The organism is Microbacterium sp. TNHR37B (assembly GCF_001620065.1).
GTDB lineage: Bacteria > Actinomycetota > Actinomycetes > Actinomycetales > Microbacteriaceae > Microbacterium.
Genome location: NZ_LQGV01000003.1, coordinates 994760 through 1018780, shown reverse-complemented (window position 1 = coordinate 1018780; position 24021 = coordinate 994760). Strand labels below are relative to the sequence as shown.

Below are 24021 nucleotides of genomic sequence, written 5' to 3'. Positions count from 1 at the left end.
TCCGTTGCACCGTGGCGCGCTCACTCGTCGAGCGCGAGAGCCCACCGCCGCAGGGCGCGCGCGATCGCGGCGGCATCCTCCGGTGGCAGCATGTCGACGAGGCGCTGCTCGTTGGCCAGGTGCGCCGTGAACGCCGCGTCGATGACGGCGCGCCCGGAGTCGGTCAGACGCACCAGCCGGCGCCGGCGGTCCTCGCCCGCCTCCTCCCGCTCGACGAGTCCGCGCTCGATGAGGCGGTCGACCCGCTTGGTGAGCCCTCCCGTGGTGACCATCGTGTGCGCGGCGAGCTCGCCGGCGGGGAGCGCGAAGGGGGGTCCGGCGCGACGCAGTGAGGCGAGGAGGTCGAACTCCGCTTCGCTGAGCCCGTGCTGGGCGTACACCGCGGTGAGCTCGCGCGTGAGCGCCTGCGCCACACGGTGCACCCGGCCGATCACACCCTGCGGCGCGGGGTCGAGATCGGGTCGCTCCCGCCGCCACTCCTCCTGGATACGGTCCACGTGGTCGAGGGGGTCGGTTCCGCGCGGGTCCTCGGGCGTCGGGGTCATGACGTCGACATTACCTTCCGTGGAAGCTATATTCTCTTCCATGGAAGATAAACCGGGCGGGTCGCGCGCTCGTTGGCTGGCGATCACGGCGATCGCGCCGATCGCGTGGGGCAGCACGTACTACGTCACCCGCCACCTGCTTCCGCCCGACGCGGCCCTCTGGGGCGCCGTCATCCGCTGCCTCCCCGCGGGGCTCCTCGTACTCGCGCTCGTCCGTCGCCTTCCGGGCGGATCGTGGTGGTGGCGGTCGATCGTGCTCGGCACCCTGACGGTGGGCGGCCTCAATGTGCTCGTCTACGTCGCGGCGCAGCGCCTGGCCACGAGCCTCGCCGCGACGATCATGTCGACCTCGGCGGCGGCGCTGCTCCTCCTCAGCTGGATCGTCCTGCGCCAGCGTCCGCGCATCCGGGCCGTCGTCGGAGCGGCCGTCGGAATCGCGGGTGTCGTCGTCATGCTGCAGCCCGGCGGGGGAGAGGTCGACCCGTGGGGCGTCGCGGCCTCGATCGTGGCGATGCTGTCGTCGTCCCTCGGCTTCGTCCTCACCCGGCGGTGGGGGCCGGAGGTCCCCGCCCTCACGATGACGGCGTGGCAGCTGATCGCCGGGTCTGTGGTCGTCGTCCCGTTCGCGGTGGTCGTGGAGGGCGCACCCCCTGCCCTGGACGTTCCCGCGCTCGCGGGCTTCGCGTACGTGATCGTCGTGGCCACCGCGCTCGCCTACGCCGCGTGGTTCGCGGGGCTCGCGCAGCTGTCGGGCGCGGTCGTGGGGATCATCGGACTCCTCAACCCCGTCACGGGTGTCCTGCTCGGCGTGCTGTGGGCCGGCGAGCCGTTCGGACCCGTGGAGGCGATCGGGTTCGCACTCGTCGTGGCCGGCGTCGTCCTCGGGGTCACGCGGGGACGGCGCCACCCTCCTCGCCGACGGGCCGCACCGCACGGTCCACCGCCGCGGTGAGCGAGAGGAATCGCGGTTGCGCGTCGAGATCGTCGAGGAGCACCGCATTCCCGGCGGCATCGGCGAGCGGCACCTGCCAGTTCGGGTACTCCTTGTCGGTTCCCGGCTGATTCTGCACGCGCCGCTCGCCGACCGCGTCGACCAGGGCGACCCCCAGCAGCACCGAGGGCGAGGCGGTGATGAGGACATTGAGGGCCTCGATGATCTGCTGCTCCGAGGGGTTGTCACCGATGAGGCCGCGCTCGCGCAGGAGCGCCATCATCGTGGCGCGTTCCCGGTCGGCGTCGGCCCGCTCCTCCTGGACCGGTCGGGTGAGAAGGCCGAGGCGCGCCCGGAGCCACACGTGCTCGTCGGCGAGGTAGCCGGCCGTCGGGGGGAGATCGTGCGTGTTCACCGTCGCGAGCAGCGACCGCCGATACTGCTCCGGCGGGCGGAAGCCCTCGCCCTCGCGCTCGAACCAGAGCACGCTGGTGCCCAGGATCCCGCGGGCGGAGAGGTAATCCCGCACCCACGGCTCCACGTTCCCGAGATCTTCGCCGATGAGCACCGCCCCCGCGCGGTGCGCCTCCAGCGCGAGCACTCCGATCATCGCCTCGTGGTCGTAGCGGACATACGTTCCCGCGTCCGCACCGAGGCCGGCGGGGATCCACCACAGCCGGAACAGCCCGATCACATGGTCGACGCGCAGGGCGCCCGCGTGGCGCAGCAGGGTGCGGATCATGTCGCGAAGCGGCGCATAACCGGCCTCCGCCAGAGCCCGAGGAAGCCACGGGGGCTGGTTCCAGTTCTGTCCCTGCTGGTTGTACATGTCGGGAGGCGCACCCACCGTGATCCCCGGCGCGTACATCCCGCGCAGCGACCAGGCGTCGGAGCCCTCGGTGTGTACCCCGACCGCGAGGTCGTGCATGATCCCGATCGACATCCCGGCTGCGACCGCTTCGGACTGCGCACGGGCGACCTGCGCGTCGGCCACCCACTGCAGCCACGCGTGGAAGGCCACCCGATCGGCGAGTTCGCGCTGGATCGCGGCCACGGCGGGCGAGTCGATGTCGGCGAGATCCTCCCGACCGAGCCCGCCGGCACGCGCGGGGTCGGCCCGGTACTCCTCCAACGCGCACCACAGGGCGAAGTCCTGCAAGGGCTGCCCCTCGCGACGGACGAACGCGTCGAGATCGGCCTGGCGCCCCGCCAAGCGCGGAACCGCGAAGATGCGTTCGAGCGCCGAGCGCTTGGCCGCCCACACCGCATCGCGGTCGATCCGCGTGGGATCGTCGTCGGTGGCGGCGACCGGAGCGCGCAGGTCTCGCACCGTCTTGCGCTCCTCCTCCTCCAGCTGTGCGAACTCGCGGATGTCCTCCGGGCGCACGTAGAGCGGAGCGAGGAACCGCCGGCTGGCCGGGCGGTACGGCGAGGCCTCGATCGGGCTCGCGACGTCCGCGGCATGGATGGGGTTGATGAGCAGGAAGTCGGCGCCACGGCCGGCGGCGACGGCGGCGAGGTCGCCCAGATCGGCGAAGTCCCCCATCCCCCACGACCCGCGCGAGCGCACCGAGTACAGCTGCGCCATGAGGCCCCACGCGCGATCGCGGCCGGGACGGGTGGGAGGGTCGGGGAGTCGCTCGGGTGTGATGACGAGCACGCAGGTCGCCTCACGGTCGGGCACGCCGCCGAAGGGACACTGCCGGGCGCGGACGGTGTGCCACCCGAGCGGAAGATCGGCCGGCACCGGCACCTCCACCCGCCAGCGCAGCACACCGTCGATCAGCCGGGCCGCGGGGCGCTGTTCCGGGATCGGCAGGTCGCGGCGCGAACCGTCCTCGAGCAGGACTTCGGCGGTGACGTCGTGCCCGTCGGCGACGTGGAGAAGGAGGCTTCGCACGCCCGGCCGCGTGACCAGCGAAGGCGGCAGGAGGGCCCGCCACGGGCTCTCTTCTGCCGCAGCGAGGGCGAGAGCCGTGGCGTCCTCGTCCGAAGACTCGACGCCCATCGCCGCCAGGACCGCGCGCAGAGTGCCGGCCGGCACCGCCACGCGGTCGCCGAAGAACGACCAGTACTCCGTCGCCACGCCGTGGGCCTCGGCCAGAGCGACCAGGGTCGCACTCGGCTGATCGTCGCTCATCTCGGTCCCTCCGTCAGCGCCCATCCTGCCGCATCCCGCCCACTTCCTTCCCCCGCCCCGCGCTCCCGAGCCCCGAGCCCCGAGAGCACATGCTGTCACCGAGCGCACGTGCTACTCGCGGTGAGGACGTATGCACTCGGTGGGAACATGTGCTCTCGACGAGCGAGGACGAGGAACCCGGGGGCGGGGGCGGGGGGCGGGTCAGGCGGAGAGGCGATCGAGCCGGGCCACGATGCCGGCGCGCTTGGGGGAGCGGGCGGGCAGCATGCGAAGGGCGAGCCGGAGCACCTCGGCGTCTTCCGCCCCGTCCTCGGTGTCGGCGTAGGCGAGCAGCACGTCGACGGAGGCTTCAGCCAGGAGCGCCTCCCGAAGGGCGAGCCGCACCGACTCCCGGAACTCCTCCACCCCGGGGGCGACCGACTCGGGCAGAACGCTCCCGCGATAGGCGGCCAAGGCGACGCGGTGCGCTCCGCGATCCAGGAGCGACACCACCTGATGCGCGTCGGTCTCCAGTTCTCCCGTCAGCCGGTAGGGGCGCGACGCGGGGACGAGGTGCGGCGCGGTGCGCTCGAGGGCCTTGCGCAGGCGCACCATCTCGGGACGCAGCGTGCCCTCCGCCTCCTCGCCGTAGACGAGTGCCGCCAGTCGCTCCGACGAGAGGCCCTGCCGGTGTACGGCGAGCATGAGCAGGATCTCGGCGTGTCGCGCCGACAGCTCGGTGACCGACTCTCCCGACGGCCCCGACAGTTCCAGCAACGCCCGATCCCGGCCCAACACGCGCAGCACGGTGCGCTCCGGTGCCCGCACCACCGGCCGCCGGACCGCGACGGGCGTGCGCTCGGCGGCTCGCGCCCGCAGCCGCGCCACGAGGAGTTCGCCTTCGATCGCCCGCGCCGTCGCGTCGACGAGCAGCTGCGCCTGCGGCGTGGCGGCGTCGGCACCACCGGTGACGTCGATCATGCCGACGAGCCGCCGCGTCTCGGGGTCGTGCACGGGAGCGGCGGTGCACGACCACGGCTGGACGAGCCGGTTGAAGTGCTCCGCGCCGTGGATCTGCACCGAGCGGTCGAGCTCGAGCGCCGTGCCCGGTGCCGACGTGCCCACGCTGCGCTCCGACCAGTTCGCCCCAGCGACGAAACCCATGTCGCCGGTGAGGGTGCGCACGTGCCGATCGCCCTCGACCCACAGCAGCCGGCCCGCCGCGTCACCCACCGCCACCACGACCCCCGAGTCCGCGTCCGGTGACAGCAGCGCACGCACCATGTCCATGGCCCCGGCCAGGGGATGCGCACTGCGGTAGGCCTCCAGCTCCTCCTCGGAGAGATCCAGGGGCGGCAGGCCCTCGGCGCCCACCAGGTTGGCCAGTGACCGGCGCCACGAGTCGCGGACGAGTGGACGGATGTCGCCGAGTCGGGCATCGGCTCCGTTCCCGATCACGAGCTCTTCGTGGGCGCGCTCGATCAGCAGGCGTGAGGTCTGCGGCGACACCTCGCGCCGCGACGACCACGACGAGGGCACGGCGCTCCCTTCGACGATGAACCAGGAGTGCGTTCAGTCTAGGTCGGGGGCGCCGCGAGAGGGAGCCGGTTCCGGGCTCACCGCGCCGCCGGCTGCACGAGGTTGTCTCGCGCCCACGCTCCCAGCTGCGCGAGCACCGGGATGAGGCGCTCGCCCTGCGGGGTCAGTGCATAGGAGACGGCGACCGGCGGCCCCGGGTCGACGCGCCGGTCGACGAGCGAGGCCTCGGCGAGCTCGGACAGGCGGTCGGACAACACGGCATCGCTGATGCCGGTGACCGCCCGACGCAGCACGACGAACGAGAGAGTGCCGCCACTGAGGGCGTCGAGGATCATTCCGTTCCAGCGTTTGCCGAGGATCGAGAACGCGAGCGAGACCGCGGCGTCGCACTCCGGTGCATCGTGCACTTCCGCGTCCATCCCCCCATCGTAGCGTGCTAGCCTCAGCAGAGTCGCTTTGATTTTCATAGCGACTCTGAGAATCAGGACACTGAAGAGAGGCCCCACGATGACCCTGTTCCGCCTGGATGCCAGCATCCTGCCCGCGAGCTCCGCCAGCCGCCAGCTCGGCGACCTCGTCGAAGCGGAGTGGTCGGCAGCCCACCCCACCTCGCCGGTCGTCCGTCGCGACCTCGCGGCCGATCCCGTGCCCGCCACGGCCTGGCGCGACGCCGTCCAGGGCGGCTTCACCCCGGAAGAGGCGCGCACGCCCGAGCAGCGCGAGGCGATCGCCCTCGCCCACCGCCTCGCCGACGAGCTCCGCGACGCCGACGCCCTGCTGTTCACCGTGCCCCTCTACAACTACGGCGTCTCGCAGCACGTCAAGACCTGGTTCGACCTCGTCTACACGGTCCCCGGCGTCGACCCGCAGGGGACCGACCTGCGCGGCAAGCCCGCCACCCTCGTGACCGTGCTGGGCGGGAACTACGACCCCGGCACCCCGAAGGAGGGCTGGGACCACTCCACCGGGTGGCTGCGCCGCGTGTTCGAGGACGTCTGGGGCCTCGACCTGCGGGTCGTGCACCGCCCGTTCACGCTCGTGGGCGTCAACCCCGCACTCGACGCGTTCACCGAGACGGCCGCAGCGCTCCAGCGCACGGCAGAGAGCGACGCCGTGCGCTCGGGCCGCGAGCTGGCCGACCTGCGCGGGCGCCGGAGCGCCTGAACACCGCTCAAGGGCGACGTGACGGGAGCGACGTGACGAGGGGCCGCCTCACGCCTGTCGGGCGGCCCACCACTCGCGCAGTCTCTCCTCGGCGGCCTCGGCCCCCAGGATCCCTTCGTCCAGGCGCAGGTCGAGGAGGAACCGGTACGCCGCGCCGACCTCCGGACCGGGCCGGATTCCGAGGAGCTCCTGGATGCGGTTGCCGTCGACCTCCGGACGCATCGCGTCCAACTCCTCCTGGGCGGCGAGCGCGGCGATCCGTCGTTCGATGTCGTCGTAGGCCGCGCGCAACCGCGCCGCTTTGCGCCGGTTGCGCGTGGTCACGTCGGCGCGCGTGAGGATGTGCAGGCGCTCGAGCTCCGCACCCGCGTCCCGCACGTAGCGACGAACCGCCGAATCGGTCCACGCCCCCTCCGCGTAACCGAAGAATCGCAGGTGCTGCTCGATCAGCTGGCACACCGAGGCGATCGTCGCCGAGTCGAACCGCAGCGCGCCCAGGCGCTTTCGCGCGAGACGGGCGCCCTTCACGTCGTGATGGTGGAAGCTGACACCCCCGCCGGGCTCGAGCTTGCGGGTGGCGGGCTTTCCGATGTCGTGGAGGAGCGCCGCCAGACGCAGGACGACGTCGGGCGCGGTATCGGGATGCCGCTCGTGCTCGAGCTCGATCGCCTGGCGAAGGACGGTGAGCGAGTGCTCGTAGACGTCTTTGTGGTGGTGATGCTCGTCCACTTCGAGCTGCAGAGCCGGAACCTCGGGCAAGAACTGCTCCGCCAGGCCGGTCTCCACGAGGAGGCGCAGACCACGCACCGGGTCGTCGGTCTGCAGCAGCCGGACCAGTTCCCCCTGGATCCGCTCGGCGCTCACGATCCGCAGCGTCTCGCGGAGGGTGCGCATGGCCGCGACGGTCGCCTCGTCCACCTCGAACTCCAGTTGCGCGGCGAAACGCGCCGCCCGCAGCATGCGCAACGGATCGTCGCCGAAGCTCACCTCGGGGTCGGCGGGAGTGCGCAGGATCCCCGCGAGAAGGTCCTCCACGCCACCGGTGGGATCGACCAGCGTCGGGCCGGGCACCCGCAGCGCCATGGCGTTGACCGTGAAGTCGCGTCGCGAGAGGTCGCCCTCCAAGGAGTCGCCGAACGCGACCACGGGCTTGCGCGTCGTCCCGTCGTAACTGTCGGCGCGGTAGGTGGTGATCTCCACCTGCTCGGCGACACCCGCCTGGTCGTCCCAGATCTTGGCGCCGATGGTCCCGAACTCGCGCCCGATCTCCCAGGTCGCCCGAGCCAGCGGCTTCACGATCCGGAGGATGTCGTCGGGACGCGCATCGGTCGCGTAATCGAGGTCGTGCGTCACGCGGCCCAGCAGCGCGTCGCGAACGGGTCCGCCGACGACCGCCAACTCGAACCCCGCGTCGGCGAAGGCCCGCCCGAGGGTGGCGGTGACCGGAGACGCGGCGAGCGCGCCGATCCGGGCGAGGCCCTCGGCCATGTTGAGCATGCGACGAGCCTACCGGCGCGGGCCGCGCACCCCCGGGTCCACCGAGGTCACCCGGGCCCGTCGGAGGTCACGGGAGGCGGAGGAATCCGGTGAACACCAGCTCACGGACGCGAGGCAGAACCTCGGCGGCGAGAGCGACGGGATCGACCTCCATGAGCTCGGCGATCGCGTCGACGAGGCGCCCGACCGGCAGGTCCCCGTCGCACGCTCCGACGAGGGCGGCCAGGCCCGGATCGACCTCGATGGTGCGGGCCAGCCCCCCGCCCTGGCGAAGCTCGATCACGCGCGGGCCCTCCTGACCGGGAAGGTGATGCCGGGCCTCGGTGACGTCGGGGGCGGTCGTCAGCACGCTCTGCGCGAGAGCGTCGTCGTCGAGGGCCGCGAGTCGATCCGCGGTGCGGAGCGCGTCGCGCACGTGGGGGCCGAGGGCGCCCGGCACCGGCTGCGTCACCCGCTCGAATCGGCGCAACGCCGGCTTCCCGGCGGTACCCGGGCGTCGGAGCAGCACGTAGCCGAAGCCGATGGCGGTCACCTCCCGCGCATCGAAGTCGGCCAGCCAGGCCTCCACGAGACGCGAGTACTCGGGGGTCCCGGCGACGGTGCCGCCGTCGCGCACCCACATCTCGGCGTAGGCCAGCGGATCCAGCGTCTCCCGTTCGATGACCCAGGCGTCCACGGCCACGGGGGACTCGTCCACCCAGCCGCGGACGCGGTCGAGCCCGTCGCCATCGCCGCGATACTCCCAGTTGCCGAGCAGCTGGGCGATCCCGCCCGGGGCGAGCACCGTGCCCACATCGCGCACGAAGGCGGCGACGAGATCGTCACCGGCGAACCCGGCGTCGCGGTATTCGTAGGCCGGCACGCCCGACCCGCGCGGCGTGATGACGAACGGCGGGTTGGAGACCACGCGATCGAAGAGCTCGCCCGTGACCGGCGCGAACATGCTCCCGTGGCGCGTTTCGATGCCATCCACGCCGTTGAGCAGCGCATTGAGACCCGTGAATGCGAGGGCCCGCGCCGAGACGTCGGTCGCGACGACCACGTGCGCGCTGTGGCGCGCCCGGAGCGCCTGGATCCCGCAGCCGGTGCCGACGTCGAGCACGCGGTCCGCGGGCTCGGGCACCTGCAGCGATGCCAGGGTGAGGGAGGCGCCGCCCACCCCGAGCACGTGACCTGTCGGAAGCTCCCCGTCACCGCCTCTCAGAAGGAGCGCCGTCTCGTCCAGGTCGCTCGCGATCCACCAGTGACCCGCACCCGACTCGTCGTCGAAGTCCTGCGGCCGGACGAGCACCGACGGCACGAGCGTCTCGCCGTCGATCGTGGCCAGGCCCAGCTCCACGAGCCCCCGTGCGCCACAGGACGGCAGCGCCGCATCGACGTCGGCGACCGACGCATCGGCTCCGAGGAAGAGAGCACGCGCCAGCACGCCGAGGGGATCGGCCCGACCCTCGACAGCCCGGAGGGCAGGGCCGGCAAGGCCGCGGCCGATCGCGTCGTCGGCCCGCGCCCCCCAGGCCCCACGAACCGCGTCGGCGGTGTACCCCGCGGCCGTGAGGTCGTCGCGCAGCAGAGCAAGGGTGGCGGGATCGAGTCGGAGGGGCGGAAGATCGGGGTGCGTCACGCGTCCATTCAATCCCACCGTCTCCGCGCGTCGCCGGCTCCCCCACAGGCGCGGATCGGTTCGGCCGGGTGCTCATCCGGCGGCGTCGAAGGCGGCGCACAGGTCGGGAACCATAGAATGCCACCAGTCGTGCGGTCCGGGATCGCACACCCGTTGCCATGACTATGACTCCCCACACTCTCGGGGCACCGTCCCCCCGCCGCCGCGCGCACCGACGACCCCGCCGGTCGCTCCGTGCGATGGCGCTGGCCGTCGCCGTGCTGGCGGGAGGAGCGGTGTGGGCCGCGCCCGCCGCGTCCGCCGGCGCAGCCACGGAGCGTCCCGCCGCCGCGCCCGACGGCTCCCTCGCGCGCGTCGACTTCCGCGCGGCCGCGCGGGCCGACGGCGTCGTCCGCAGCGATGGCCGCCTCCTGGTCTCCCTGTCGGTGACCAACGCGGCGCAGGACGTCGTCGAGCCCGGGACGGTCGAGCTCGCCGTGAGCCGCACGCCCCTCACATCGCGCAAGGCCGTGGAGGCGTGGACCTCGGGGGACTCCTCGCCCGCGCTGCGTCGCGTCGGCACCGAGACGATCGGCACCGTCGGACCCTACGGATCGGCGTCGGCGAGCACCGCCGTGGAGGTGGGCGACGACCTCGCCCCGGGGGCGTACGCGCTCCGTGCCACCTATCGCTCCCCGGCGGGCGAGATCGAGCGACGGAGCGTCTGGGTGGTCCCCGACGACGCTCCCGCCGCCGGGCGCGTGGCGGTGATCGTCCCGGTCACGGCGGGCCCGCTCTCCGAGGGCCTCCTCACCTCCGACGAACTGGCCACCCTCACGGCCGAGGGCGGGAGCCTGCGCGCGCAGCTGGACGCCGTGCGGGGAACCTCGGCCATCCTCGCGGTCGATCCCGCGATCGCCGCCGCCATCCGCGTGCTCGGCACCGCGGCCCCGGAGACGGCTCAGACGTGGCTCGCCGATCTCCTCGCTCTTCCCAACGATCGCTTCGCATTGCAGTTCGGAGACGCGGACCTCGCGGCCCAGTACGCGGCGGGACTCAGCGAGCCGCTCACCGTCGAGACGCTCTCCTCCTACATCGACCCCGCGACGGTCGTCGACGCCGAGGCAGAGGAAGACGCGGACGCGCAGGCGTCCCCCGACGATGCCGGGTCGACCACCGCCGGCGCCGGGTCCCCCAGCCCGACCCCCGGCCCCGACGGCGTGGTCCTGCCCACGATCGACGAGCTGCTGGACATCGGCGCCGCGCGCGACGATGTGTTCTGGCCGGCGGCGGGAACCGCGGAACCCGGCCTCCTGGAGATGCTCTCGGGCGGGGCGGAGGGGTCGCTCCCTCTCACCCTCGTCCCCTCCGACACCATCGCGGGATCCTCGAAGGCAGGCGACGGGCAGACGCGGGCCGACGTCGGCGGTGCTCAGGTGCTCGTCTACGACAGCGACGTGACCACCGCTCTTCGCCGCGCCAGCAACGCCGTCTCGACGATCGACCGCGACGAGGCCTTGGCGACCGCCTCGGCCTTTGCGACCTTCACCGACGCCGATGTGCCGCTCCTGGTGACGATCGACCGCGGACGGGACCGCTCCGAGGAGGCGCTGCGTGCGACGATCCGCACCGCGGCCTCGCTCGACGGGCGGGAGCCGGGCGGGATGATGGCGCTGATGGCGAGTCCGAACGGTGACGAGGTATCCCTCGCCGCCGGCACGGACGACGACGCGCGGGCGAGGACCCTGGAGCGCTTCCTGGCGGGCGAGGAGAAGCTCGCCGCCTTCGCGACCATCCTGGAGGACCCCACCCTCATCACGGGCCCCGAACGCGCCCGCGTCCTGCAGCTGCTCGGCAACGGCTGGCGCGGGAACGACGAGTGGTCGGTCGCCGTCGCGACCCACGCCACAGATACTCAGGCCACCCTCGACGCGGTCTCGATCGTGCGCTCGCCCGACATCAACCTCCTCGGCGCGAGCGCGCCGTTGGCCTTCTCGGTGCGCAACGACCTTCCGTGGCCGGTGTCGCTGGTCCTGGCCGTGGAGCCCCGCGACCCGCGCATCGTCGTGCAGGACACCACCGCGTTCACCGCGGGGGCCGCGCAAGCGACGCGCGTCGACGTGCCGGTGGAGGCTCGCGTCGGCAACGGAGACTCCAGCCTGTCGCTGCAGCTGTGGAGTCCGTCGCTGGTGAAGATCGGTGGTTCCGTCACCATCGACGTGGCGGTGCGCGCCGAGTGGGAGACCATCGGTGTCGTCGTGATGTCGGTGCTCGTGGCGACCTTCATCATCCTCGGCCTCATCCGTACCGTCGTCCGCATCCGCCGGCGCCGCCGCGTCGCCCCGTCCGATCCCGCCCCGGCGACGGAGGCCACAACACATGGCTAGCCTCGGCAGGTCGAGCGCCCTCATCAGCGCCGGCACGATGGTCTCGCGCATCACCGGGCTCATCCGGAACATGGTGCTCGTCGGTGCCCTCGGCGTCGTCGGATCCTCGGCGGCCAACTCCTTCGCCGTGGCCAATCAGCTGCCCAACAGCATCTTCGCCCTCATCTCGTCGGGACTCCTGGCCGGCATCATCGTGCCGCAGATCGTCAAGGCGGTGCGCACGCACGCCGACCAGGGAAGCGCCTTCGTCTCCAAGCTCCTCACCCTCGGAGTCGTCGTCCTCGGCGCCGTCACGGTGGTGGCGATCGTGGCCGCGCCCCTGCTCGTCCTCATCTACGGCGGCAAGTTCTCGCCGGAGGGTCGAGCGCTGGCGCTCGCGCTGGCCTACTGGTGCCTCCCGCAGCTGTTCTTCTACGGTCTGTACGCCCTGGTCGGCGAAGTGCTGAACGCGCGGCGGGTGTTCGGACCGTTCGCCTGGTCGCCCATCATCAACAACATCGTGTCGATCATCGGATTCGGTGCCTTCATCTGGCTCTTCGGCCTCACGCGATCCGCCCGCGACTGGACCCCGGGAATGATCGCGCTGATGGGAGGGACCGCCACCCTCGGCATCGTGCTGCAGGCTCTCGTGCTGCTGCTGTTCTGGCGACGGGCGGGGTTGCACGTCCGCCCCGACTTCCGCTGGCGCGGCATCGGCCTCCGCCATATCGGACGGCTGGCCGGGTGGACCTTCCTCATGGTCGTCGTCAGCCAGATCGCCGGCGCCGTCCAGGCCAATCTCGTGGGATCGGCATCCGATGTCGGGGCCGCTCAGTTCGCGATCCAGACGGCGTGGCTCCTGTTCATGCTCCCGTTCTCGATCATCGTCATCTCCCTCGGTACGCCGTACTACACGCAGCTCAGCGAGCACGTGGCAGAGGGACGCACCGATGCCGTCACGGCGGATCTCGCCAGCCTCACCCGCACCATCGGCGTGTTCATGGTGGGCATCCTCGGCGCCATGATCGCTGCAATCGTGCCGCTGTCGAGGCTGTTCGCCAACGACGCCGACGAGGCGGTCGCTCTGGCATGGGTGCTCGCCGCCTTCCTCGTGGCCCTCCTGCCGCTGTCCTTCCAGTTCGGCATCCAACGCACCTTCTATGCGCTGGGCGACACCCGCACGCCGTTCCTCTACACGACGGTCCAGGCAGTGCTGGTCATCGTCACCGCGGTCATCGCGTTCGTCGCGTTGCCGCTGCCATGGCTGGCGGTGGGCATCGCCCTCGGTCAGTCGCTCGCCAACATCATCCAGTTCGCTCTCGCGGTCGTCCTCTTGCGACGCCGGATCGCCCGTCCCCTGGGGCTCGGCGCGGCGGCCCGCGCGGTCGTGAGGTTCGTGATCGCCGCCGTTCCCGCCACAGCGGCAGGATGGCTCACGTTCGAGCTGCTCGGCGGCGCGGCGGGGTGGGCGGCTTCCGACCGTCTTGCGGGCTTCCTCTCCGCGGCCCTCATCGGTCTCGTGACGCTCATCGTCTACACGGCCTTCCTCGCCCTCCTGCGCGCCCCGGAGCTGCGAACGGCCGTGCGGACGGTGCGCCGGTTCCTCCCCGGTCGCTGACGCCCGCTGCGTGCGGAGTGCCGCCCCGGACGTGGAATGCCCCGCGGTTAGCATGGGTTGAATGTGCTGGGGCCTTGATCGCCCCGCGAACAGAAGGGCAGTCACGTGCGCAAGGTCATCATCATCGGATCGGGTCCGGCGGGGTACACCGCGGCCATCTACGCCGCGCGTGCCAACCTCGAGCCGCTGCTGATCGCCAGCTCGGTCGAAGCGGGCGGGGAGCTCATGAACACCACCGAGGTGGAGAACTTCCCGGGGTTCCCCGAGGGCATCATGGGGCCCGACCTCATGACGAAGATGCAGGAGCAGGCCGAGAAGTTCGGCACCGAGGTCGTCTACGACGACGTCGTGAGCGTGGACTTCTCCGGCCGCGTCAAGAAGGTGACGCTCGGATCGGGAACCACCCACGAGGCCGACTCCGTCGTCTACGCCACCGGTTCCGCTCCCCGCAAGATCGGCATCGAGGGCGAGGCGCGCCTGTCCGGCCACGGCGTCTCGTACTGCGCCACCTGCGACGGATTCTTCTTCCGCGAGCGCACGATCGCCGTCGTCGGCGGCGGTGACTCGGCGATGGAGGAGGCGACCTTCCTCACCAAGTTCGCGACGAAGGTCTATGTGATCCACCGTCGGAGCGAGCTTCGCGCCTCGAAGATCATGCAGGAGCGCGCGTTCGGCAACGAGAAGATCGAGTTCGTGTGGAACAGCGAGGTCGTCGACGTGCTCGGTGACGACGCGGTGACCGGTGTCGTCCTCAAGGACACGGTCGACGGCTCGACGCGCGAGCTTCCGCTCGACGGCATCTTCGTCGCGATCGGCAACGACCCTCGCACGCACCTCGTGCACGGCGTTCTCGATCTCACCGAGCACGGCACGATCTGGGTGGACGGTCGTACCTCGCGGACCTCCGTCCCCGGTGTCTTCGCCGCCGGTGACGTGATCGACCCGACCTACCGGCAGGCCGTCACGGCGGCCGGAAGCGGTACGGTCGCTGCCCTCGATGTCGAGCACTACCTGGCCGCGCTCGACGACGCCGGCGCGCCCGAGGCCGACGCGTCGCAGATCGACGCGCTGCCGGACGCCGACGCCGACGCGACGGCCGCCTGAGACGGCATCGGAACAAATCGCCCCGAACCCGTGTTGTCATCGTTGACAGCTTTCCGAAGGAGACAGTGAAATGACCGCCAAGGCCACGAACGAGAGCACCTGGCAGCAGGACGTCATCGACGCAGAGGGTCCCATCCTGGTGGACTTCTGGGCCGAATGGTGCGGTCCCTGTCGCATGGTGGGACCCATCCTCGACGAGATCCAGTCCGAGAACGGCGACAAGATCACCGTCCTCAAGCTGAACGTCGACGAGAACCCGAACCTCGCGATGGAGTACCAGATCACCTCGATCCCCGCGATGAAGGTGTTCAACAAGGGCCAGGTCGAGAAGACGATCATCGGCGCCAAGCCGAAGTTCGCCCTCGAGCAGGACCTCGCGGCATACCTCGCCTGACGCGACCATACGAAGGGCCCGGTCGGAATTGCCTCCGACCGGGCCTTTTGTCGTCCAGCGGCGGCGTCCGGCTGTCGACGCGGTCAGGACGCTTCGATCCGCACCGATGCGTCCCAGCGCCGGTGCGGTTCGCTTCCCAGCAGGCGCCACACGGCTCGCGTGAGAGGCGGATAGTCGAGCGCGATCTGTCGCAGGACACGGTAGTTCCGGCTGGCGTTCGGGCGGACACCTCCGTTCGAGGCGATGTTCTCGGCGCGCAGCGTCAGCACGACGAGCTCATCGACGCTCGGAAGGTCCTCCATGAAGTCCCACGGATCCTCGCCGTCGCGCACTCGCTCCTCGATGAGGACCGACAACTCGTCGCCCGCTTCGGCACGCAGGAGCTCCAGACTGGCGCGGCGTGCGGGGCGGGCTTCGGTCACCTCTCCAGCCTACGCCGCCGCGCCGACAGCGACTCAGAACGAGCCGTACTCCGTCTCACCGATCTCCGCGAGGATCCGGTTCAAATCCTGGATGGTGGCGAAATCAATGCTGATCTGGCCTTTTCTGGCCGTTAGGTTGATCTTGACCTTCGTGTTCAGGCGGTCTCCGAGACGCTCCGCGACCTCGTCGAGGTGCGCACGCCGAGCGCCGGCCTTCGGCGTCGACCGACGAGCGCCGGCGTCGGGAGCCTTCGCGGCCGCCTCCGCGGCGCGCACGGAAAGATCTTCATTGACGATCTTGTCGGCCAGGCGCTGCATGGCCTCGGGGGTGTCGAGGGAGAGGACGGCGCGCGCGTGCCCCGCGCTGAGCACTCCTGCCGCGACCCGCTGCTGGACGGGCACCGGCAGCTTCAGGAGACGGATCGTGTTGCTGATCTGCGGGCGGGAGCGACCGATCCGCGTCGCGAGCTCTTCCTGCGTGATGCCGAAGTCGTCGAGCAGCTGCTGGTACGCCGACGCCTCTTCGAGAGGGTTCAGCTGGGAGCGGTGGAGGTTCTCCAGCAGCGCATCGCGCAGAAGGTTCTCGTCCGAGGTGTCGCGGACGATCGCCGGGATCGAGGTCAGGCCTGCCTCGCGCGAGGCGCGCGTTCGACGCTCACCCATGATGAGCTCGTACTTGCCGTCCTCGTTGGTCCGCACGACGACGGGCTGCAGCACGCCGAACTCCCGAACGCTGTGGATCAGCTCCGCGAGATCATCGGGATCGAAGTGCGTCCGCGGCTGACGCGGGTTGGGCACGATCTCCCGGGGATCGATCTCGATCAATCGGGTTCCCGGAATGGCGAGGAGCTCCGCTGCGTCACCGTCCGACGGGGTCTCCGCGCTCTTGTCCGCCGGTGCTCCGGGGAAGAACACGTCGACCGGCCGTGCCTCATTCGACTCGGCGGTGGGGATCAGTGCTCCGATCCCCCTGCCCAGACCCGTTCTCTTCGCCATCAGGACTCCCCTTCTTCACTGCCGCCACGACCACGTCGAGCGATCTCCACAGCTGCCTCGCGGTACGCGACGGCGCCGGCCGATGCACCGTCGTACGCGATCACCGTCTGACCGAAGCTCGGCGCCTCCGAGACCCGAACGGATCGAGGAATGACCGTACGCAGAACCTCCCGAGGGAAATGTGAGCGGACCTCGTCCGCCACCTGCTGGGCCAGGCGGGTACGTCCGTCGTACATCGTGAGCAGGATCGTCGAGAGGTGCAGCCGCGGGTTGAGGTGCTTCTGGATCATGCCCACGCTGCCGAGCAGCTGGCTGAGCCCTTCGAGCGCGTAGTACTCGCACTGGATCGGGATCATGAGCTCGTCGGCCGCAGTGAAGGCGTTGATGGTGAGAAGCCCGAGGGACGGGGGGCAGTCGATGAGCACGAAGTGCGGCGGCTCGTCGGTGCCAGACAGATAGTCCTCCAGCGCCGTGCGGAGGCGATGTTCGCGGGCGACCTGAGACACGAGCTCGATCTCCGCGCCAGCGAGGTGGATCGTCGAGGGGGCGCAGAACAGACGGTCTGACTCGGGACTCGTCTGCACGATGTCACTGAGGGGGAACTCGTCGATCAGGACGTCGTAGATGCTGGGGATATCGGCGGTGTGCGGCACCCCCAGCGCCGTGGACGCATTGCCCTGCGGATCGAGGTCGATGACGAGCACCCGCGCGCCGACCGATGCGAGAGCGGAGGCGATGTTGACGGTGCTCGTGGTCTTTCCCACGCCACCCTTCTGGTTCGACACGGTGAGCACTCGTGTCGGTCCCGTGAACTCCAGCTCGACCGCTTCGAGCGCCTTGCGGCGAGACGTGAGGTCTGCGAGCTCGCGGGCGATGGGACTGTCATCGAACGAGAAGGGTGCGGAGGACGTGGGGTTCTCCGATTCCGTCACCGGCTACTCCTGTCGTTCAAAGGGGCTGTTCCACTGTAGTCGAGGGGGCTGACCGTGGTCGCCGTGCGAGAGGCGAGGCGATCACCTCGTTTCACGTGAAACGGCCGACCGTTCGGGTCTCAGGATGTGTCACGTGAAACGACGAGCTCGAGACTGCCGTGCGAGCGCGTTTCACGTGAAACAGCACCACCGGGGCAAGCCCACGCGACCGTTTCACGTGAAACGCACACGATCTGCTGGCACCTCGCGTCGCTCATCGCACCACAGCACGAAGAACCCGCGTCGGCTCCGTGATCAGGCCCTCCCCGGCGGGCTCGACCCGTACCTGCGTCAGCCGGAACTTACGGATGACCTTCTCCGCCGCGTCGATCTCCCGCTCCGCGCTCGCACCCTTGAGGAAGACGAGCTCGCCACCGTCGCGCACCAGCGGCGCGGTGAGGGGGACCAGTGTGCGGAAAGCACTCACGGCCCGCGCCGTCACCGCGTCGAGCACCGGGCCTCGCTTCCAGTCCTCGCCGCGTGCGCGGACGACCTCGACGTTGTCGAGACGGTGCTCCTGAACCTGCTCCGTCAACCAGGCGACGCGACGCTCCATCGGCTCGATGAGAACCCAACGAACGTCGGGACGGGCGATCGCGAGCACCAACCCCGGCAGACCGGCGCCGGACCCGACGTCTCCGACCTCCGCGCCCGCGGGGAACAGCGGCGCCGCCACGGCACTGTTCAGAATGTGTCGGGTCCACAACCGGGGGAGCTCGAGGGGACCGATCAGCCCCCGGCGTTCCCCTTGATCGGCAAGCGCGGCGGTGAAGGAGCGTGCGACCTCCAGACGGTCGCCGAAGATCACCGCGGCGGCCGAGGGCTCCGGTTCTACCGCGTCCACCGTTTCACGTGAAACATCAGCCACGGCTGATGACCGTGTGGCGGTCCGAACCCTCACCGTAGGACTCGGAGACGAAACCCCGCTCCGAGACGATGTCGTGCACGAGCTTGCGCTCGTAGCTCGACATGGCCGGGAGGGATGCCTGCGACGCACCGTCTTCGATGCGTTCGATCGCGCGGTCCACCAGCTTCTCCAGCTGTTGCTGACGAGCGTCGCGAGAACCACCGATGTCGAGGATCAGTCGGGAGAAGCGACCGGTCTTCGTCTGCACCGCGATGCGCGTCAGCTCCTGCAGGGCCTGAACGGTGTCGGGGTTCGAAAGCAGGCGCAGCGAAGCGGCGTCATCGTTCTCCACCGTGACGTAGGCGCGGCCGGAGCGCACGTCGAGCGCCAAGTCCCCGTCGATGTCGGCGATGTCGAGCAGCCCTTCGAGGTAGTCGGCGGCGACGTCGCCTTCCTCTTCGAGCTGGGCGACCGTGGCCGGGGTGGACGAGGTCGATGCGGGCGTGGTGTTCATGAGGATCCTCGAGCGTCGGTCAGGACGGGTTCTGTGGCTTGTTCTTCTGTGACTGCTTCTTGGCCCGCTGCTTGCTCACGGGCTGCTGCCGTTTCGGAGCCTGCTCCTTGGCACGCTGCGCTTCTTCATAGAGACGCTGCTGCTCGGCCTCGTACTTCTCGAGCGGAACGATCTTGCCCTGCGCATCGATCGCCTTGCCCTTGCGCGCCAGGCGCTCCTCGCGAGCCTTGGCCGCTTCCGACCCGGGGGTGGGGAGGTTCCGGATGACGAGGAACTGCTGCACCATCGTCCAGATGTTGGACGTGAACCAGTAGAGCACCACACCCAGCGGGAAGAACACACCGGAGAAGATGAAGGCGAGCGGCAGGACGTACAGCATGATGCGCTGCATCTGGTACGCCTGGCCGGTCTTGGCCTCGGGGGAGAGGTTCTTGGAGATGATCTGCAGCTGCGTGATGAACTGCGACGCGATCATCAGCACGACGAGGATCACCAGGATGACGACGGTCGCGGTCTGACCGAGACCGATCGCCTCGGTCATGTTGGTGTGCAGCGGGGCCACGCCGAACAGCTGGGCGTCGTAGAACTGCCTCGTCAGGTCGGCGTTGAGAAGACCGACGCCACCGACACCCCATTCGGCGTGACGCTTCACATCGCTCAGTGTGTAGAACATGCCGAGGAGGATCGGCATCTGCACCAGCAGCGGGAGACAACTGGACACCGGGGTCGTGCCGTGCTTCTTGTACAGCGCCATCGTCTCCCGGCTCATGGCCTCACGGGAGAGCTGATCCTTCTTGCCGCGGTACTTCTCTTGAACTTTCCGCAGTTCAGGAGCGATTTCCATCATCTTGCGCTGGCTCTTGATCTGCCGAACGAAGAGAGGGATGAGGGCCGAACGCACCACGATCACGAGACCGATGATCGACAGCACCCAGGTCAAGCCCGCGGCCGGCTCCAGCCCGATCGTCGTGAAGATCCAGTGCCAGAACACCAGGATCGTCTCGACGATCCACTTGAACGGCCACATGATGGCGCTGAAGAAGTCGAGGCCGCCGGACGGCGCCGGAGTCGTCGGGGTGGGCACGGCCGGGGTCGGGGTGGCCGCGGTCAAGAGAAGATCCAGCAAGGATCAGTCCTTTCTCGGGTGCACGACGAATCCGTGCGGAGTGAGACGGTGTCGGAAGTGATCGTGCGGTGGCACGTCGTCAATGCCGCCCTGTGCCCAGGGGTGGCATCGCGCGAGTCGCGCGGCCGTGAGAGCGGCGCCTTTGACGGCGCCGTGCTGCTGCACCGCTCCGACCGCATAGGCCGAGCACGACGGGTAGTACTTGCAGACGTCTCCATACGTGTGCGAGATCGTCGCGCGATATGCGTGCAGCAGGGCCAGGACGGCATTGCGGGGCACGAGCGCGAGCGACCAGCCCGGATCGGCACCGCGAAGGCGGGCGTCACCCAGCGCGTAGGAAGGCAGAGTGGTCGTGCTCACGCGGCAGCTCTCCGCTGCAGACAGCGCACGACGTCGCTCCGCAACACGTCGAACGTCGCATCGGCCGAGGCGGGCAGGGCACGGATCACGACGTCGACCCCGGGTCGCACGGTGGGCAAGGCCTCCGCGCACACGGCCTTCAGCCGCCGGCGGACGGTGTTGCGAACGACCGCGGAGCCGACCTGCTTGCTCACGATGAAACCAAAACGCGCCGGTCCCTCTTCTTCAGAGGGAACGACGTACGTGATGGTCATCGTTCCGGCACAGCGGGAGCCCCTGCGGACGGCGGCCTTGTACTCCGCCCCGCGGGTGATGCGGTTCCCGCGCGCCAGCACTGCGATGTCGGATCAGGCCGAGAGCTCGGTGCGGCCCTTGCCGCGACGTGCCGCGATGATGGCGCGGCCGGCGCGGGTGCGCATGCGAGCGCGGAAGCCGTGCTTCTTGGCGCGACGACGGTTGTTGGGCTGGAACGTACGCTTGCTCATGAGGATCACTCCGGATCGGCGGTCACCGGAACGCTCTAGACCGGGGACACGGGTACAGGGGACTGCCCGGATGGGCATAAGTCAACCGACTAAGGGTACGTCGAGTCACGCGCGAACTCAAACTCGCACGGCCGGAACGGAACATTATCCACCGACCTCACAGGTCGCCTGGCGAGGACACGCGGACCGGATCTACAGTGGGTTGTGCTCGTCTCGGCGGGCGTGACTACCGTGTCTCGGACGAGTTATCCACAGGTTCCGCGTCGTCTTCACGATGTGGAGTGGACCCCTCCGCCGCAGCTCGTGACGCGACGGCGTCGTCCCACCGACGCGCGCGCCCATCTTTCGACGACCACCTCGACGACCACCTCAGGGGAGCCATGACACCGCACGATCTGCCGGACGTTCCCGTCTGGACCGCTGTGCTCGACGCACTCGCGGACGACGAGCGGGTCACTCCGCAGCTGCAGGGCTTCCTCAGTCTGGCCGTGGCTCAAGGCGTCATGAGCGGGACCCTCTACCTCGACGTCCCCAACGATCTCACCGCGGCCCAGCTCAACAAGCGCCTGCGGACCCCGATCATGGAGGCCCTCGCACGGGTCGACGCGGAGCCGGCGGCCTCGACGTTCCGCGTCGTCGTGAACCCCGACCTCGCCGACGCGCACCTGACCGCCCCGGTGCCGGTGCAGTCCACGGCACCGACGATGCCGGTGAGCCGGCCGCCCATCGAGGACTACACCGAACCGGTCGCCGCGCCGTCCCGCCACGACACCCGCCTGAATCCGAAGTACACCTTCGACAACTTCGTCATCGGACAGTCCAACCGTTTCGCCCATGCCGCGGCCGTCGCCGTGGCCGAGGCCCCCGCCAAGGCCTACAACCCGCTGTTCATCTACGGCGACTCGGGCCTCGGCAAGACGCACCTCCTCCACGCCATCGGCGACTACGCCCTGAGCCTCTACACGGGGATCCGGGTGCGGTACGTCTCGAGCGAGGAGTTCACGAACGACTTCATCAACTCGATCGCGAACAACCGCGGCGCCGCCTTCCAGGCGCGCTACCGCGACGTCGACATCCTCCTCATCGACGACATCCAGTTCCTGCAGGGGCGCGCCGAGACGCAGGAGGCGTTCTTCCACACCTTCAACACCCTGCATGACCACGACAAGCAGGTCGTGATCACGAGCGACGTGCCGCCGCGTCACCTCACCGGGTTCGAGGACCGCATGCGTAGTCGCTTCGAGTGGGGCCTCATCACCGACGTCCAGGCGCCCGACCTCGAGACACGTATCGCGATCCTCCGCAAGAAGGCGCAGTCCGAGCGGCTCCTCGTCCCCGACGACGTGCTCGAGTACATCGCGACCAAGGTCTCCTCGAACATCCGCGAGCTCGAGGGCGCACTCATCCGCGTCTCCGCGTTCGCGAACCTCAACCGCTCGACCCTCGACATCTCGCTCGCGCAGACGGTGCTCCGCGACATCGTCGATCAGGACGATGCCAACGTCATCTCCCCGACCGACATCATCACGGCCACCGCGCAGTACTTCCGGCTGTCGGTCGACGACCTGTACGGATCGAGCCGCTCGCAGTCGGTGGCCACCGCTCGGCAGATCGCCATGTACCTGTGCCGCGAGCGCACCAACCTCTCCCTCCCCAAGATCGGTCAGCTGTTCGGCAACCGTGACCACACGACCGTCATGTACGCCTACAAGAAGATCAGCGAGCTCATGAAGGAGCGCCGCTCGATCTACAACCAGGTCTCGGAGATCACCACGCAGCTCGGCAGAGCCGGTCGCTGAACCGATCCACCCTCACGAGGCATCCCGCGCTTGACAACGACGCACGGGATGTCCCATCATGCGCGTTCTACACAGTGTGGACAGCCTGTGGATAACTCGGCCGTCATGTCGAACAGATGTGAACGAATCACGGCATCCTGTGGATGACCGGACGTGCATACGTCTCTCCGGATTTCCGCGTCCGCACAGGCATCCGCAGCCGGCTCACAACTTACACGCGTGTGGTTTCCGCTCCTCGACAGCGATCGCTCGAGTTATCCACACTTTCCACAGGTGTTAACACCATGACAGAGAGAGATGAAGAGAGAAGGGCAATCCATCACCCTGTGCACAGGGAGTCCGGAGCGCGCTGACGAGACAGACGCTTCCGGAGCACGCCGGTCGTGGCACTAGCATGGAGGAGCCCTACTCGCCGTCAAGGGAGCACCTGTGAAGTTTCACGTGAATCGCGATGTGTTCAGCGAGGCCGTGTCGTTCGTCGTGAAGCTTCTTCCGCAGCGAAACCCGCAGCCGATCCTGGCCGGTGTCCTCATCGAGGCCTCCGAGTCCGGCTTGTCGCTCGCCGCGTTCGACTACGAGGCATCAGCGCGCACGACCATCGAAGCCACCGTCGACGCCCCCGGCACGATCCTCGTGCACGGTCGTCTTCTCTCCGACATCGCCAGCCGTCTTCCCAATGCGCCGATCCAGATCGAGCAGGACGACGAGAACGGCATCGTCCTCACGTGTGGTTCCGCTCGCTTCACGCTGGCGTCGATGCCGGTGCAGGAGTACCCCGCGATCCCCGAGGTGACCGGTGACGCCGGCCTCGTTCCCGCCGAGGACTTCGCGACCGCGATCGCACAGGTCGCCTTCGCCGCGTCTCGCGACGACGTCACTCCCGTCCTCACCGGCGTACAGCTCGAGGTCTCGGGCAACGACCTGAGTCTCGTCGCCACCGACCGCTACCGCGTCGCGCTCCGGGAGATCCCCTGGGACTCGGGGACCGTCGCCTCGGGAGAAGAAGCGACCACGGCCCTGGTTCCGGCCCGCACGCTCACCGAGGTCGGAAAGACCTTCGCTCATTCCGGTGACATCCAGGTGGCCTTCTCGGGATCGGGAGATCGCGAGATCATCGCCTTCACGTCGGGCAACAAGACGGTGACGTCGCTGCTCATCAAGGGCAACTTCCCGCCCGTCCGCCGACTCTTCCCCGAGCAGACCGATCACTACGCCGTGGTCAACACCGCCGACCTGGCCGAAGCCGTCCGCCGCGTGGCGCTCGTTCTCGATCGTTCCGCTCCTCTGCGCTTCACCTTCACCGCCGAGGGCGTGTCGATGGACGCCTCGGGCACGGAGCAGGCTCGCGCCACCGAATCGGTCGATGCGACGCTCACCGGCGAAGAGGTCACGCTGGGACTCAACCCGCAGTACCTCCTCGAGGCGCTCGGCGCCGTGCGCAGCGAGTTCGCGCGGATCACGTTCACCTCGGCCGAGAACGCGAACAAGCTCAGCCCGGTGCTGATCACCCCGCAGACGTCCGGCACGCCGGAGAGCTTCAAGTACCTCCTGCAGCCCAACCTCCTGCTGCGCTGAGTGCGGGCTCGACCCCGTCGCACGCGCGGCGTCGACATGGTGGAGCCGA

Annotated in this window: 23 protein-coding genes; 8 read left to right on the top strand and 15 right to left on the bottom strand. The window is 69.6% G+C overall.

Annotated elements, in window-relative coordinates; all coding sequences use genetic code 11:
* Positions 1-20: 20 nt before the first annotated feature.
* Complete coding sequence (locus AVP41_RS12710) at positions 21-545, bottom strand: MarR family winged helix-turn-helix transcriptional regulator (protein WP_067165005.1); 525 nt, start codon at positions 543-545, stop codon at positions 21-23.
* Positions 546-585: 40 nt separating this feature from the next.
* On the opposite strand from AVP41_RS12710, the gene AVP41_RS12705 reads away from it, so the two are divergent.
* Positions 586-1497, top strand: coding sequence for a DMT family transporter (locus tag AVP41_RS12705; protein ID WP_067165002.1), 912 nt, complete (start codon positions 586-588; stop codon positions 1495-1497).
* Here AVP41_RS12705 and malQ read toward each other — a convergent pair.
* The 3 genes from malQ to AVP41_RS12690 form a co-directional block, all read right to left on the bottom strand.
* A complete protein-coding gene (gene malQ, locus AVP41_RS12700) occupies positions 1433-3616 on the bottom strand; it encodes a 4-alpha-glucanotransferase (RefSeq protein ID WP_067165960.1) in 2184 nt (727 codons plus the stop codon). The two genes, AVP41_RS12705 and malQ, sit on opposite strands and share 65 nt — an antisense overlap.
* Positions 3617-3817: 201 nt before the next feature.
* Positions 3818-5134, bottom strand: a complete 1317-nt coding sequence (locus AVP41_RS12695; protein WP_067164998.1) for a GAF domain-containing protein — start codon at positions 5132-5134, stop codon at positions 3818-3820.
* A 77-nt stretch (positions 5135-5211) separates the two neighbouring features.
* Positions 5212-5553 (bottom strand): winged helix-turn-helix transcriptional regulator, encoded by a 342-nt coding sequence (locus AVP41_RS12690; RefSeq protein WP_067164995.1) that lies wholly within the window; start codon positions 5551-5553, stop codon positions 5212-5214.
* Between the two features lie 88 nt (positions 5554-5641).
* Here AVP41_RS12690 and AVP41_RS12685 point away from each other — a divergent pair, with 88 nt between their 5' ends.
* Positions 5642-6298 carry an FMN-dependent NADH-azoreductase gene (locus AVP41_RS12685; RefSeq protein ID WP_067164991.1) on the top strand — a complete coding sequence of 219 codons (657 nt, stop codon included), beginning with the start codon at positions 5642-5644 and terminating at the stop codon, positions 6296-6298.
* Between the two features lie 48 nt (positions 6299-6346).
* Here AVP41_RS12685 and AVP41_RS12680 read toward each other — a convergent pair whose 3' ends face one another.
* Entirely contained in the window at positions 6347-7795 is a 1449-nt protein-coding gene (locus tag AVP41_RS12680; RefSeq protein ID WP_067164988.1) for a CCA tRNA nucleotidyltransferase, read from the bottom strand.
* Positions 7796-7862: 67 nt separating this feature from the next.
* Positions 7863-9416: a DUF7059 domain-containing protein gene (locus AVP41_RS12675; protein WP_067164985.1), complete on the bottom strand. Its 1554-nt coding sequence runs from the start codon at positions 9414-9416 to the stop codon at positions 7863-7865.
* Positions 9417-9574: 158 nt separating this feature from the next.
* Here AVP41_RS12675 and AVP41_RS12670 point away from each other — a divergent pair, with 158 nt between their 5' ends.
* The 4 genes from AVP41_RS12670 (at position 9575) to trxA (ending at position 14877) form a co-directional block, all read left to right on the top strand.
* Positions 9575-11782, top strand: coding sequence for a DUF6049 family protein (locus tag AVP41_RS12670; protein ID WP_157532486.1), 2208 nt, complete (start codon positions 9575-9577; stop codon positions 11780-11782).
* Positions 11775-13379 carry a murein biosynthesis integral membrane protein MurJ gene (gene murJ, locus AVP41_RS12665; RefSeq protein ID WP_067164979.1) on the top strand — a complete coding sequence of 535 codons (1605 nt, stop codon included), beginning with the start codon at positions 11775-11777 and terminating at the stop codon, positions 13377-13379. The genes AVP41_RS12670 and murJ overlap by 8 nt, the downstream gene beginning before the upstream one ends.
* 105 nt (positions 13380-13484) lie before the next feature.
* Positions 13485-14483: a thioredoxin-disulfide reductase gene (trxB, locus tag AVP41_RS12660; RefSeq protein ID WP_067164977.1), complete on the top strand. Its 999-nt coding sequence runs from the start codon at positions 13485-13487 to the stop codon at positions 14481-14483.
* Positions 14484-14553: 70 nt separating this feature from the next.
* Positions 14554-14877 carry a thioredoxin gene (gene trxA / locus AVP41_RS12655; RefSeq protein WP_067164974.1) on the top strand — a complete coding sequence of 108 codons (324 nt, stop codon included), beginning with the start codon at positions 14554-14556 and terminating at the stop codon, positions 14875-14877.
* Between the two features lie 83 nt (positions 14878-14960).
* On the opposite strand, the gene AVP41_RS12650 is transcribed toward trxA, so the two are convergent.
* From AVP41_RS12650 to rpmH, 9 genes are all read right to left on the bottom strand, one after another.
* Positions 14961-15299, bottom strand: a complete 339-nt coding sequence (locus AVP41_RS12650) for a tryptophan synthase subunit alpha (RefSeq protein ID WP_067164971.1) — start codon at positions 15297-15299, stop codon at positions 14961-14963.
* A gap of 33 nt (positions 15300-15332) precedes the next feature.
* A complete protein-coding gene (locus tag AVP41_RS12645; RefSeq protein WP_067164967.1) occupies positions 15333-16295 on the bottom strand; it encodes a ParB/RepB/Spo0J family partition protein in 963 nt (320 codons plus the stop codon).
* A complete protein-coding gene (locus AVP41_RS12640) occupies positions 16295-17227 on the bottom strand; it encodes a ParA family protein (RefSeq protein WP_067164964.1) in 933 nt (310 codons plus the stop codon). Before AVP41_RS12640 ends, AVP41_RS12645 begins: the two co-directional genes overlap by 1 nt.
* A gap of 253 nt (positions 17228-17480) precedes the next feature.
* A complete protein-coding gene (gene rsmG / locus AVP41_RS12635; RefSeq protein ID WP_197464330.1) occupies positions 17481-18110 on the bottom strand; it encodes a 16S rRNA (guanine(527)-N(7))-methyltransferase RsmG in 630 nt (209 codons plus the stop codon).
* A gap of 16 nt (positions 18111-18126) precedes the next feature.
* Positions 18127-18627, bottom strand: coding sequence for a Jag family protein (locus tag AVP41_RS12630; protein ID WP_067164957.1), 501 nt, complete (start codon positions 18625-18627; stop codon positions 18127-18129).
* Between the two features lie 19 nt (positions 18628-18646).
* Positions 18647-19750, bottom strand: a complete 1104-nt coding sequence (gene yidC / locus AVP41_RS12625; protein ID WP_067165958.1) for a membrane protein insertase YidC — start codon at positions 19748-19750, stop codon at positions 18647-18649.
* 6 nt (positions 19751-19756) lie between these two features.
* The gene (gene yidD / locus AVP41_RS12620) at positions 19757-20113 is read right to left on the bottom strand and encodes a membrane protein insertion efficiency factor YidD (RefSeq protein ID WP_082829201.1); all 357 of its coding nucleotides are present in this window, start codon (positions 20111-20113) and stop codon (positions 19757-19759) included.
* A complete protein-coding gene (gene rnpA, locus AVP41_RS12615; protein ID WP_067164954.1) occupies positions 20110-20448 on the bottom strand; it encodes a ribonuclease P protein component in 339 nt (112 codons plus the stop codon). The genes yidD and rnpA overlap by 4 nt, the downstream gene beginning before the upstream one ends.
* 12 nt (positions 20449-20460) lie before the next feature.
* The gene (gene rpmH, locus AVP41_RS12610) at positions 20461-20598 is read right to left on the bottom strand and encodes a 50S ribosomal protein L34 (RefSeq protein WP_067165953.1); all 138 of its coding nucleotides are present in this window, start codon (positions 20596-20598) and stop codon (positions 20461-20463) included.
* A 380-nt stretch (positions 20599-20978) separates the two neighbouring features.
* Here rpmH and dnaA point away from each other — a divergent pair, with 380 nt between their 5' ends.
* On the top strand, positions 20979-22397 hold the full coding sequence (gene dnaA / locus AVP41_RS12605; protein ID WP_067165950.1) for a chromosomal replication initiator protein DnaA: 1419 nt from the start codon (positions 20979-20981) through the stop codon (positions 22395-22397).
* 429 nt (positions 22398-22826) lie between these two features.
* On the top strand, positions 22827-23972 hold the full coding sequence (gene dnaN, locus AVP41_RS12600) for a DNA polymerase III subunit beta (protein ID WP_067164951.1): 1146 nt from the start codon (positions 22827-22829) through the stop codon (positions 23970-23972).
* Positions 23973-24021: the final 49 nt, after the last annotated feature.

What these genes read in the sequence shown, in the direction of transcription:
- rpmH (WP_067165953.1), bottom strand. Translation starts at nt 20,598, where the DNA reads ATGAGCAAGCGTACGTTCCAGCCCAACAACCGTCGTCGCGCCAAGAAG.
- trxA (WP_067164974.1), top strand. Translation starts at nt 14,554, where the DNA reads ATGACCGCCAAGGCCACGAACGAGAGCACCTGGCAGCAGGACGTCATC.
- AVP41_RS12710 (WP_067165005.1), bottom strand. Translation starts at nt 545, where the DNA reads ATGACCCCGACGCCCGAGGACCCGCGCGGAACCGACCCCCTCGACCAC.
- malQ (WP_067165960.1), bottom strand. Translation starts at nt 3,616, where the DNA reads ATGAGCGACGATCAGCCGAGTGCGACCCTGGTCGCTCTGGCCGAGGCC.
- AVP41_RS12685 (WP_067164991.1), top strand. Translation starts at nt 5,642, where the DNA reads ATGACCCTGTTCCGCCTGGATGCCAGCATCCTGCCCGCGAGCTCCGCC.
- AVP41_RS12670 (WP_157532486.1), top strand. Translation starts at nt 9,575, where the DNA reads ATGACTATGACTCCCCACACTCTCGGGGCACCGTCCCCCCGCCGCCGC.
- dnaA (WP_067165950.1), top strand. Translation starts at nt 20,979, where the DNA reads ATGACACCGCACGATCTGCCGGACGTTCCCGTCTGGACCGCTGTGCTC.
- AVP41_RS12680 (WP_067164988.1), bottom strand. Translation starts at nt 7,795, where the DNA reads ATGCTCAACATGGCCGAGGGCCTCGCCCGGATCGGCGCGCTCGCCGCG.
- AVP41_RS12690 (WP_067164995.1), bottom strand. Translation starts at nt 5,553, where the DNA reads ATGGACGCGGAAGTGCACGATGCACCGGAGTGCGACGCCGCGGTCTCG.
- AVP41_RS12645 (WP_067164967.1), bottom strand. Translation starts at nt 16,295, where the DNA reads ATGGCGAAGAGAACGGGTCTGGGCAGGGGGATCGGAGCACTGATCCCC.
- AVP41_RS12630 (WP_067164957.1), bottom strand. Translation starts at nt 18,627, where the DNA reads ATGAACACCACGCCCGCATCGACCTCGTCCACCCCGGCCACGGTCGCC.
- murJ (WP_067164979.1), top strand. Translation starts at nt 11,775, where the DNA reads ATGGCTAGCCTCGGCAGGTCGAGCGCCCTCATCAGCGCCGGCACGATG.
- AVP41_RS12705 (WP_067165002.1), top strand. Translation starts at nt 586, where the DNA reads ATGGAAGATAAACCGGGCGGGTCGCGCGCTCGTTGGCTGGCGATCACG.